The sequence below is a fragment of the Campylobacter sp. US50a genome, from assembly GCF_004379015.1.
GTDB classification, from domain to species: domain Bacteria; phylum Campylobacterota; class Campylobacteria; order Campylobacterales; family Campylobacteraceae; genus Campylobacter_D; species Campylobacter_D jejuni.
In genome coordinates this window covers 1-248 of the sequence record NZ_RYYJ01000107.1, presented here as the reverse complement: position 1 = coordinate 248, position 248 = coordinate 1, and the positions used below count along the sequence as shown (strand labels likewise).

The window sequence follows — 248 nt, the reverse complement described above, 5'->3', positions numbered from 1 at the left end:
TACTATCTTCGTGAGTAAAATTCCCTCTTTCAAATAAAAGCTTTGAAATTTCTAAAGCAAATACAGAACCTACAATACTTGAAACAATCAACAAAATACTTAAAACCGCTAAAGCTCTTTGCATAAAACTTAAGGCTAAATTTTCTTGATCGCTTTTTAAATGCTTTAAAATTTTAGGAAAAGAAACTTGAGTTAAGGCTATAGCAAAAAGAGCTAAAGGAAGCTGAAAAACGCGGTTTGCATAATAA

Annotated in this window: 1 protein-coding gene; it reads right to left on the bottom strand. The window is 29.8% G+C overall.

The window, feature by feature from the left end:
* Positions 1–248 (bottom strand): lipid II flippase MurJ (locus ELQ11_RS09825; protein WP_279586197.1); only part of this gene is annotated, 248 nt, incomplete at both ends.